This is a genomic window from Ruegeria arenilitoris, assembly GCF_013035425.1.
In the GTDB taxonomy this organism is placed as follows: domain Bacteria; phylum Pseudomonadota; class Alphaproteobacteria; order Rhodobacterales; family Rhodobacteraceae; genus Ruegeria; species Ruegeria arenilitoris_A.
Genome location: NZ_WQHX01000020.1, coordinates 1 through 9,064, shown reverse-complemented (window position 1 = coordinate 9,064; position 9,064 = coordinate 1). Strand labels below are relative to the sequence as shown.

14 protein-coding genes are annotated in these 9,064 nt (G+C 51.6%); 2 read left to right on the top strand and 12 right to left on the bottom strand.

Going from position 1 to position 9,064, the window contains the following annotated elements:
• From GOV45_RS23065 to GOV45_RS23060, 3 genes are all read right to left on the bottom strand, one after another.
• The coding region (locus tag GOV45_RS23065; protein WP_170482852.1) for an IS6 family transposase at nucleotides 1-358 on the bottom strand (358 nt) is incomplete at its 3' end.
• Between the two features lie 9 nt (nucleotides 359-367).
• Nucleotides 368-580 carry a hypothetical protein gene (locus GOV45_RS23695; protein ID WP_367648725.1) on the bottom strand — a complete coding sequence of 71 codons (213 nt, stop codon included), beginning with the start codon at nucleotides 578-580 and terminating at the stop codon, nucleotides 368-370.
• 62 nt (nucleotides 581-642) lie between these two features.
• Complete coding sequence (locus GOV45_RS23060; protein ID WP_170482849.1) at nucleotides 643-1,056, bottom strand: c-type cytochrome; 414 nt, start codon at nucleotides 1,054-1,056, stop codon at nucleotides 643-645.
• 746 nt (nucleotides 1,057-1,802) lie between these two features.
• Here GOV45_RS23060 and GOV45_RS23055 point away from each other — a divergent pair.
• A complete protein-coding gene (locus GOV45_RS23055) occupies nucleotides 1,803-2,009 on the top strand; it encodes a cold-shock protein (protein ID WP_170389902.1) in 207 nt (68 codons plus the stop codon).
• Between the two features lie 114 nt (nucleotides 2,010-2,123).
• On the top strand, nucleotides 2,124-3,095 hold the full coding sequence (locus GOV45_RS23050; RefSeq protein ID WP_367648123.1) for a fatty acid desaturase: 972 nt from the start codon (nucleotides 2,124-2,126) through the stop codon (nucleotides 3,093-3,095).
• Here GOV45_RS23050 and GOV45_RS23045 read toward each other — a convergent pair.
• From GOV45_RS23045 to GOV45_RS23005, 9 genes are all read right to left on the bottom strand, one after another.
• On the bottom strand, nucleotides 3,087-3,335 hold the full coding sequence (locus GOV45_RS23045; protein WP_170482844.1) for a ParB N-terminal domain-containing protein: 249 nt from the start codon (nucleotides 3,333-3,335) through the stop codon (nucleotides 3,087-3,089). The two genes, GOV45_RS23050 and GOV45_RS23045, sit on opposite strands and share 9 nt — an antisense overlap.
• Before the next feature lie 74 nt (nucleotides 3,336-3,409).
• On the bottom strand, nucleotides 3,410-4,099 hold the full coding sequence (locus GOV45_RS23040; RefSeq protein WP_170482841.1) for a hypothetical protein: 690 nt from the start codon (nucleotides 4,097-4,099) through the stop codon (nucleotides 3,410-3,412).
• A gap of 189 nt (nucleotides 4,100-4,288) precedes the next feature.
• Nucleotides 4,289-5,071 (bottom strand): hypothetical protein, encoded by a 783-nt coding sequence (locus GOV45_RS23035; RefSeq protein ID WP_170482838.1) that lies wholly within the window; start codon nucleotides 5,069-5,071, stop codon nucleotides 4,289-4,291.
• A 752-nt stretch (nucleotides 5,072-5,823) separates the two neighbouring features.
• Entirely contained in the window at nucleotides 5,824-6,282 is a 459-nt protein-coding gene (locus GOV45_RS23030) for a hypothetical protein (protein ID WP_170482836.1), read from the bottom strand.
• A gap of 447 nt (nucleotides 6,283-6,729) precedes the next feature.
• The gene (locus GOV45_RS23025; protein WP_170482832.1) at nucleotides 6,730-6,900 is read right to left on the bottom strand and encodes a hypothetical protein; all 171 of its coding nucleotides are present in this window, start codon (nucleotides 6,898-6,900) and stop codon (nucleotides 6,730-6,732) included.
• Nucleotides 6,900-7,202, bottom strand: a complete 303-nt coding sequence (locus GOV45_RS23020) for a hypothetical protein (RefSeq protein WP_254442665.1) — start codon at nucleotides 7,200-7,202, stop codon at nucleotides 6,900-6,902. The genes GOV45_RS23025 and GOV45_RS23020 overlap by 1 nt, the downstream gene beginning before the upstream one ends.
• A 28-nt stretch (nucleotides 7,203-7,230) precedes the next feature.
• On the bottom strand, nucleotides 7,231-7,854 hold the full coding sequence (locus GOV45_RS23015; RefSeq protein WP_170482829.1) for a hypothetical protein: 624 nt from the start codon (nucleotides 7,852-7,854) through the stop codon (nucleotides 7,231-7,233).
• Between the two features lie 18 nt (nucleotides 7,855-7,872).
• Entirely contained in the window at nucleotides 7,873-8,187 is a 315-nt protein-coding gene (locus GOV45_RS23010; protein WP_093964951.1) for a hypothetical protein, read from the bottom strand.
• A gap of 342 nt (nucleotides 8,188-8,529) precedes the next feature.
• Nucleotides 8,530-8,823 carry a hypothetical protein gene (locus tag GOV45_RS23005; protein ID WP_170482827.1) on the bottom strand — a complete coding sequence of 98 codons (294 nt, stop codon included), beginning with the start codon at nucleotides 8,821-8,823 and terminating at the stop codon, nucleotides 8,530-8,532.
• Nucleotides 8,824-9,064 lie beyond the last annotated feature (241 nt).

Here is a 9,064-nt window from a genome sequence, read left to right as displayed (position 1 = left end):
CAGCTTTGTTTCGGCGCTTCGTAACGACGGCTTCCAGCACCTCTCCTTCGTGATCTACGGCGCGCCAGAGGTAGTGACGTTTGCCGTTCACCTTCACAAATACTTCGTCCACGTGCCACTTCCATTTTGAGAATGCACGCAGTTTCTGGACCCGCTTTCGTCTGATCTCGGAGGCAAACATTGGGCCGAACCTGTTCCACCAGTAGCGGACGGTTTCATGGCTCACGTCGATGCCTCGCTCGTGCAGCAGATCTTCGACATTACGAAGCGAAAGCGGAAACCTGATGTACAACATCACCGCCAGGCGGATGATCTCGGGACTGGTTTTGAAGTATTTGAAAGAGGCAGGTTTGGTCATTCCCAAACGCTATGCAAACCCCCTGCCCGCCTCAACCCAAGTTCTTCTGACAAGACCGTCGTCGATCCGTTCCGCCTTCTGTAAAACGTCGAGAGAGACATCGATGGGAGCCTGGGGCACGAGCAGGACACCACATTTTCCACATTTGGGAGAAGCGCGCAGACGGCCTTCCGGAACCCTGTTTCCCTGACCGCAGGCGAGACAGGCAAGCTTCAAACTCATTCTCCAATCCCCCCTATCCTTTTGTCATAAATAATTTGCCTTCCGCTCAGCTCCATATTTCTTCAGGGAAGAAAAGACTTTGGAGTGGGGTCCTGCAGTGACTCAAGGTAACTTGCGATCGCGATCAGCTTAGTGGGCATCAGGATTGGCTCACCATTGCCTGTATCGAATTCACTCATTTCATTGTCCAAAAGGTCGACGATAATCGGCATATCCTCTCGCGGGAGAATGTTGCGGGAATACCCACTCAGTATCTCCATGATCTCAAGAGCGGGCCACACCCCGTCGCGCCGCGCTGCAATTCTCGTCAAGTCTGGCGGCGGTGTGCTCAAACGCGCAGCTACAGGCCCTTCGCCCTTCCCATCAACACCATGACAGGACACGCAGTTTTGCGAGTACAGCGTTTTTCCGGTGATTGTCTTTTCTATAGTGGTTCCCATCAAAAAAAGCGGAGCCAAAAGCAGCCAATACTTCATACGAGTTATCTTTCCGAAGCGGTGCGGCAAAGTTAACGTTTCTTTTCAACCATTACTTTGATCCCTGTCAATTGACTAATCATAGCTTAAGCATTGAGAGACTGTTGCTATTCGATTTCGACCTGACTCTTGGCGGAAACCCACGTCTTCTTCCGACATTTGCGATCAGTATTGGCGTTTCATTTTGAAGCCGCCCGTAATTCCCAGCTCAGTTTTTCCTGTCGATCACCCTTTAGTGATCCAATAATAAAACGACCGCTTTGGGCTCGATGCAGACGTTCACCGCAGTTGGTACGAACGACTGCTCTGCGGACAAAGCCGTCATTCGCCGCACCTGCAATCTGGTCAGATCCGAATGTCAGCAAAAGAGCAGAAAGCAAACTTTGCAAAGTCTCGCTACGGCATCAAAACTGACGCTTATCGCTGTCTCGGATGTAGTAGGATAGATTCTCAAAAGCGGTCATTGATCTTCTGTGCCGCCTACCCAAGACGCCTTCGAATTTGGATCGCAGAGATTCGGCGTCATCTCAACTTGCTAGGTTCCAAGCCAGACAGGCTCGATTTCTCTGTTACCCTCCCCTGCATCAAGGCTTGTATCGTGCGTACTCGAAGTCCATATACACAGGGCTTACGTTTTTCTTTTTCGACCTGCTGTCTCCCCAATTCGGCGTTCAGTCTTTCGATTCAGACCGACTACGCCGAGTCGCCGCAATGATGCGGGCGGCAAGTATTAGGAGACCTCCACCATGGCAAATGGTACAGTAAAATGGTTCAACTCAACCAAAGGTTTTGGCTTCATCGAACCTGAAGATGGCAAGCGCGACGTATTCGTACATATCTCAGCAGTCGAACGTTCCGGCCTTAGCGAATTGAAAGACGGTCAGAAGATTACTTTTGACGTCGAAGCTGGCCGTGACGGTCGCGAAAGCGCCGCCAATCTGGCACTCGCCTGACCTTTTACGGGCACCCTTTCTGGGTGCCCGTTTGCACAATAGGCGACTAAAAGCCGTTGGAGAACAAATAAGTTGCAACCAAAAGACTGGACGCGGGCGCTCGCGCAATACCGTGTGCCTAATGCGAAGCGCAGTATTTGTGAAATTGCGATCACCGTTGTCCCCTTATTCGCTCTATGGGCTCTAGCGTGGTTTGCGTTATCATTTAGCGTCTGGATCGCAATATTGCTGGCCGTCCTGAATGCCGCATTTCTGGTCCGTATCTTCATCATTATGCATGATTGTGGTCATGGATCTTTCTTCAGAAACCGCAACGCATGCAATTGGACCGGCCGGGTTCTAGGTGTTCTTACCGTGACACCCTATGACGTTTGGCGGCAAAGCCATGCGATTCACCATGCCTCAACCGGAAACCTTGATCGGCGTGGTATGGGTGACATCCCCACATTGACCATTGAGGAATACCTGAAACGGAATTGGTTCGGGCGTGCCGCGTATCGTCTGACCCGGAACCCAGTCGTCCTGTTCGGTGTTGCGCCGATCTATACGTTCTTTATTCAATACCGCTTACCTGTTGGTTTCATGCGGTCGGGCTGGCTGTACTGGGCAAGTGCGATGGGAACAAACGCCGCAATTGCAGGGTTATTGGCTCTGATTTTATGGGCCGGAGGCTTTGAGGTGTTGGCGTGTGTTTTCCTGCCAACCGTGATTGTCGCATCATCCATTGGTATTTGGCTTTTCTACATTCAACACCAGTTCGAACACACGACTTGGGATCGGGAAGAGAGCTGGAATCTTCAGAGCGCCGCGTTCTATGGCAGTTCTCACTATGCCCTGCCAGGCATCCTGCGGTGGTTCTCTGGCAACATTGGTGTGCACCATGTTCACCACCTCGCCAGCCGCATACCGTTCTATCGGTTAAACGAGGTTTTGCGTGACCATTCTGAGTTGGAAAACTGCCAGCGTATTTCTCTATATGAGAGCCTGCATTGTGCACGATTGCATCTTTGGGATGAAAAAAGTCACCGCCTGCTGACATTTTCCGAGGCTTTGTCGAGCGCCAATTCCAATAGGTATTTAGTGTAGTCTGGCGCGTACCAGATAGGCTTCGACCGTATCACCACCCAAGGCGCGAATGGCCTCTAATCGGTGAAGACCTTCAATCAGCACGAACCTCTTGTTGTCCGTGCGTATCTGAATCGGGGTCTTCTGGCCGTTTTTCAGGATATCTTCGGCCAGCGTCAGAACTTTTTGCCGATCAAGTGTTTTTGCACGTTTTACAGGTACATAGATCAATTCGAGCGGATATATTCTTTTTTCCAACATAAGCTACGCAAGCAACCTTTCGTGCATTTGTTCGGGTTCGTAGTTCGCTTCAAAAGCAGGCGCTGGAACTTGCGTCATAGAACCGAACGAACAGCATCGCGCAATTCCTGATGCATGATCCAAGTTGCGGGTTCATTGTCACTTTCGACGTGAGAAAACGCCAGAACCTGAGCGGCGCCATCATTCTGTACTGATCCGGCTTCGGAAAGTTCGAGTTCCAGATATTCGGCGATCAATAGTCCGATTTTCTTGAAGAACTTGATGGACGCCTCTCGCGATTTGTACCCGGCCGCCTGAGACAAATGACCAATGGTCAGACCTTCCTTGCCGGCGATTGTAAATGCTTTGAGCATTGTAACCTGCGCAGGGGTCAGCCTGATTTGGCGCAATGCCTCGGCATATTCTCTTTCGCTGGGAACGAGGGAGCCGGAGTTTCCCTCCAAACGGCGTTGACCGCTACGTTTTCTGTCTCGTTCTTCGAGAATTTCTTTTAAGGCTTCAATGGCCAATGCTGGTGTTTCTCCAACTGCATCGGCAATCATTGCCTGCGTTTTAGCCGGCGGCTTGGGAAATGCCCGTGCAACACTGTTGCCGCTCAGAATGCCAGCCTTAATCAAGTACTTTCCAAATTCTTCCTCAATCACTCCTGATACGTCAGCGTTGCGCGACTTACGAACACTGCGGTCCTGAAATACTCTTTGTTCCAAGCCACGAGCTGACATCTTTGAGTCAGGGAGGGTTACTTGAGGGGCATTTTTACGCATCAGAGAAACACCACTACAACTATCGCCGCAACAAACACCGCTATCACGATAAACATCTTAACCCTGTTGGACCTGCGATGAGCCTTTTCGGCTTTGAGCATTTTGCCCAATTTTTTGTCAATCGAGTTATGGTTCACGGCTTGGTCCTTCCGGGTTTGTCAGGCGGTATTGGTTTCCATCGACCGGTTGTTACGGCACATTTTCGGTGCACTTATCGTTCTGTCTCGTGAACGGCTGATTGCATTCCCAACCATCACCTCTTCGATTCAAATGAGCGTTTGAAGGGACAAGGACGGCAACGCACCTGTCGCGGTTTGCGCGAAAGCCACGCTCGCATTTCCACCCGGAATAAGTTTCAGGTGCAAGATATGCATGCTGTGGAACCGCCACAGGCTCACAGCCGCTCTCCGCCGCCCTGTAACCTCTGAAACATACCCATCCATCCGAGCTTCTTTTGTCGCTCAGACGACCGTTTTTTGGGACTTCTATTGCAACACAATCCTGGTTCTCCTTACGAAATCCCCAGTTGCAGTGTATTTCTTGCGCGCCAAACCGGGTTTCGACATATCCATTTTCAGGTGCAATTAGTTCTTCGCATTCTTCTCCGACACGCTGGAACAGCCGATTGCACTTCCACTGATCTCCGGTTGAGGCAAGATAGGCATTTTTTGGAACTATTATTTCCTCACAGATTTCTCCGACATTCTGAAAACCGTGATTGCATTCCCAACCGCTGCCATAGGAGCTACCCGTCAAATATGCGTTTTCTGGTAAGTCTGTTCTTTGGCAGGATCCGTTCTTGTTTTCGAAACCTTCGTCACAAACCAATCCGCCGGCATTTCCTGCGACCTGGGCAGGAAGCTGGGTTCCTGAGAGCAACACCAAGAGTGTCGGGATCAAACAAAGAATGCAGTGCGTAAACACGATGAGTGACCGATTGAAACGGAGCCTGAGACCTGATCTATCCGGCATCGAGCACGCGATTTATAAGCCATGTTCTGTTCATACGGCGCCTCCATTGATGGGTCACGCGATGACTGGAGTATGTCAGGTGACAGTTGCGAATGCTTGCGAGGAACGAGCTCATCGCGAAGACCCCAGCGAAACCCGTTCCTATGCTGGGGCACATGCTACAGTTAGTCTGAAGGCCATCGGATCATCGAAGCCGGCAGCATCGCGGCGACGAGTAATTTTTACCAATGCACGTTTGTGGTCCTTAGCCAGAATAGAGTCAAGGAAGTTTCCCTCGTCGCAACGCTAGTACTGCTAAGGCAGGTGGTTGTGAAACAAGCACGTGACCAAGTAGCCTAGTGAACCGCCGAAAGAAGTTACTTGGCATTAATCTGTTGTTGTAGGGATTTGGGGGCGGACCAGCAGCGAATGGCAGCTTAAGACCGCGTCTCTCTTGTCGAGCCTGAGTGTGGCGAAAGAGCGGTACGTGATCAAGGTTTCCTCGTGGCTATGAATGACTGGCTTGACGTCATCAGCAGCAACGCATCGACATTCGTGCCGCTCCTGTGAACTGATGCTGCGCAAGCACTCGCGGCGCGAGCAAATGGTTGATCTGTTACGCTTCTCGGGAATTGCAAAGTCTAATTGCGAATGTCCGTTTTGGGCTGCCACCGGTCATTAATGTGAAAAGTAGCGAAAGGCGACAACGAACCCAATGCGGGCTTTGCCAACCTTTCGAACCAGCATCATCCCCGACCTTTTCAGTTCGAGTTTCAATCCCTAGCGGGCAAGGCAACCTCGCCTTCCCAGTCAGAAATACGATGCGGTAGCGCCAGGAATTTTGACGCCACACGTGTTTTGGTCGTTCCACTTCCAGTCATCCCCGAATATTTGCCGGTAGAGGAAACTATCCGCCAGTTGTTGACGCCGAAGGCAACAACCTTCCATCTCATGGTGAACGTGTCCTCTTCTTCACCATAGACACAGACGCCACCGCCGCTGACACCGCTGGGTCCGCCGAAACCCGAGCCCACGCACCGGACAAAACCAGGATCGATTGGTCCCTCGTCAACGGTATAAGTCCCATAGTTGTCCTCTTTCCAGAACACGTCCTCGCCCGCGGAAATTTGCTCTTGGTTGACAACATAGAAGTTCGTTGCCGACACTTTCTCTGCAGCAGTCAGGCAATGAGGTGCAATGAGAACTGCGGGGATTAGCATTGAACGCAACATGTTGTTTCCTTCGACAGTGGGGCAAAGCCAGCATGATAGAGCCTACGAAATTTATTGCTAGGAAAGGAACGCAAAGCCGAACCTGAAAAGTCAGCTTCGTCCCGCATCTCAGAGATTGCATAGCTTCGTGATGAAGGTCCGCTTTGGGCTGGGAGCGGCCTGATGCGGTTGCAGCAACTGGGTTGCGGCAAGAAGTCTGCAAAGGGCTCGGTGCGGTCGTTCGAGCATTTTTCTCAGGTGACTGGTTAAACACGCGTAGCCGACATTCACGGCAAAATTCTTTAAATTCGGCAGTGAACGACCGCTTTCATCAAAAACAGACGTTGACGAAAAATAGGGCAATGACCGCTACGCGGACTTTGCAGTCTGTCAGAAGAGGGCAAAAACCCGTGCGAGTTTTTCTGCCCTCGAACGTTGATTGTCAGCGAGGTTCAAACGGCGCAGCGATCAGGCTGATGGCCAAATCAGGTTCAAGATCAAAACGACGATGAAAATGATCGGAAAGAAAATCAACGCTTGTTGAACTTTTGAGCGGTTTTCAAACCAACCCATACTTCTTACAGCCCAATATGCGCCACCACACAATAGGCCCATGACAATCGCGTGCACCCAATCCATCAGCAGTCCTCCGAAGGCAGCATAGTCACATCAGAATAGCGACCATCCGCCGTTGTTATCCGCGCGCAAGCGCCACTATCACGGTTAGACCAGAATGACGTGAGACCCTCGGAACGGATCAACTCATACCCGAGGTTCTGTATGCCCATCTCCGCTTGGCCCGCACGTGCTCCTTCGAAAGCAGTCAAATCGCTTGAACTACCAATAGCAGGTTGGCCCGGTTTGATAGAAGTGCTTGGAGTATCGCATGCGGCAAGGCCAAGTGCGGCAACTCCAGCCACAAAGGGATCAAGTGACTTCATTGGATTTCCTGCTTGTTGAACTCAGTGGCTACTCGATGCCGATACCAATATCAAAGGTGACCGGTTTCGCACCGGCGTTTAGGATCTCGACCACATGATCGCCAGACTGCCAAAGTTGGCCTCGATAAGGGGTGTCAGAAGAGATCAGGTCTAGAAGGAGCGAGCCATCCGGGTTGAAAATTTTGTAGTCTAACGCGCCACCGTGGGAACCCACGTCCACGCGCATGAACTGACCATCTGCCGCGCCGAGCACGTAGCTCACTGAAATATTCGGGTTCAATGTGCCCGACATCGCTGCGCCGCTGGTACCTGCCGCGAATTGGACCCGTTGGGTTCCTGAAACTACGGGTATACCGCCGGACCCCGCCATTGCGCCTTGGCCGTCATCGGCGGCCTGCGCGACGCTGAGTTCAGCGACTTGACCGTCGTTGGACACAAGACATCTCCAGACTGTCTCGCCTTTGTCTTGCAGCATGACGAGTGAATTTGCTTCGGAAAACTCTGTAGACAGAACAGTGCCGCTTTGTCCGTCCGGCCCACCCACAGCACGCAATTGGTCGATGCAACCGTCAATCGCGTCCTGTCCGACGTCAGCGGCCGAGGCGAATGTCGGCGAGATACAAAGAGATAAAGCCAGAACCTTTGATCGCACAACTAAACTCTCCTGGTATTAATTAGACACCGCCGCGTCGCGCAGTTGCTGCAATACTGCATCACATTCGCTGGCCGCTCCGACGATCGCATCCCCGTTTTCTTCCGCGTCCGGAGTCAGTTCTCTCAGGTTAGTGACAGCACGGTTAAAGACTTGATCGACCTGTTCTTCTGTCAGAAGCCCCTCCTGTTGCGCTGCATTTGCAATCCCGCAAACACCGGCTGAAAGCCCGGTAGCGATGCCCATTCCAGCGCCACTGCCGATGCCCAGCATCCCGCCACCAATACCGCCCACAAGCAGCCCTATAACCAGTCCCAAAATCAGTTTGCCCATGTGTTTGTCTCCTAATGCTCTGAGCTTTGTCACCATTATAGAGGCTAATTTGCTTTATTCTTTTTCCTGCATAATCCCACCAAAATCACCAAATTCACTGACGGCGCCAGTACTGCTAACAGTGGCCTGGCGGTCTCCGGCGCAAATTCAATTGCAAGAACCCACGGTAGGCCCAAGGGTAAAAGAAATAGCCCAGACAAGGGATCTCTTGGCTGTTCAAACCAGCCGAAGGTTCCTGTCATAAAGATGAAAGTCGCGCCTGCCCACAGCAACATGAAAACCCAAATCGCGGCTTTGCACAGCATCAGTCATCGCAACGTTCCAGCAAGCTACTACGCAAAACTAGAGCGTTCCTTCGTTAGTAAGCGACATTATACCGTCTGTGGTACCGTCACTGTAAGCGATGCACTGCCATGGCGCGCGGTCCGGTCCGACGCCGACGCGCACAAACGTCCCGGCTTCAGAAAACTCCGAACCGAGCAGTGCCACATCCGGATTGTTGGTTGTCGCGGTGACATCACGCAAGCAAGCTTGCTCAGCCGCGGTTGGTGCCGCCGACGTAGCACTGGTTGTGCTACCTTCATCACAGGCTGTGAGAAGTACGGCCGCTGGCAAAGCCAAAAGAAAGTTTTTCATAATATACCCTGTTTTACTGATCTAGGAAGGCGCCATGGCGCTTTCTCCGGGTCTTTATTTTGTCCCATATTCAACAATACGGAATTCACTTGGTTGGTCAAATTCTTGCGCATTGAACACGCTATCTAATTCAGTCCAATCAAATTGTGTCCGCTTCTACTCGTGAGAGATCGTTCCTGATTGAAATGGTTGTAGACGGAGGAGTGAACAGCGGCGAATTTCTGCAAACTTCGCATGCGTC

Coding starts and splice junctions, on each gene's coding strand:
- GOV45_RS23055 (WP_170389902.1), top strand. CDS start 1,803: ATGGCAAATGGTACAGTAAAATGGTTCAACTCAACCAAAGGTTTTGGC.
- GOV45_RS23045 (WP_170482844.1), bottom strand. CDS start 3,335: ATGTTGGAAAAAAGAATATATCCGCTCGAATTGATCTATGTACCTGTA.
- GOV45_RS23035 (WP_170482838.1), bottom strand. CDS start 5,071: ATGCCGGATAGATCAGGTCTCAGGCTCCGTTTCAATCGGTCACTCATC.
- GOV45_RS23010 (WP_093964951.1), bottom strand. CDS start 8,187: ATGGGCAAACTGATTTTGGGACTGGTTATAGGGCTGCTTGTGGGCGGT.
- GOV45_RS23005 (WP_170482827.1), bottom strand. CDS start 8,823: ATGAAAAACTTTCTTTTGGCTTTGCCAGCGGCCGTACTTCTCACAGCC.
- GOV45_RS23060 (WP_170482849.1), bottom strand. CDS start 1,056: ATGAAGTATTGGCTGCTTTTGGCTCCGCTTTTTTTGATGGGAACCACT.
- GOV45_RS23030 (WP_170482836.1), bottom strand. CDS start 6,282: ATGTTGCGTTCAATGCTAATCCCCGCAGTTCTCATTGCACCTCATTGC.
- GOV45_RS23040 (WP_170482841.1), bottom strand. CDS start 4,099: ATGCGTAAAAATGCCCCTCAAGTAACCCTCCCTGACTCAAAGATGTCA.
- GOV45_RS23020 (WP_254442665.1), bottom strand. CDS start 7,202: ATGAAGTCACTTGATCCCTTTGTGGCTGGAGTTGCCGCACTTGGCCTT.
- GOV45_RS23025 (WP_170482832.1), bottom strand. CDS start 6,900: ATGGATTGGGTGCACGCGATTGTCATGGGCCTATTGTGTGGTGGCGCA.
- GOV45_RS23695 (WP_367648725.1), bottom strand. CDS start 580: ATGAGTTTGAAGCTTGCCTGTCTCGCCTGCGGTCAGGGAAACAGGGTT.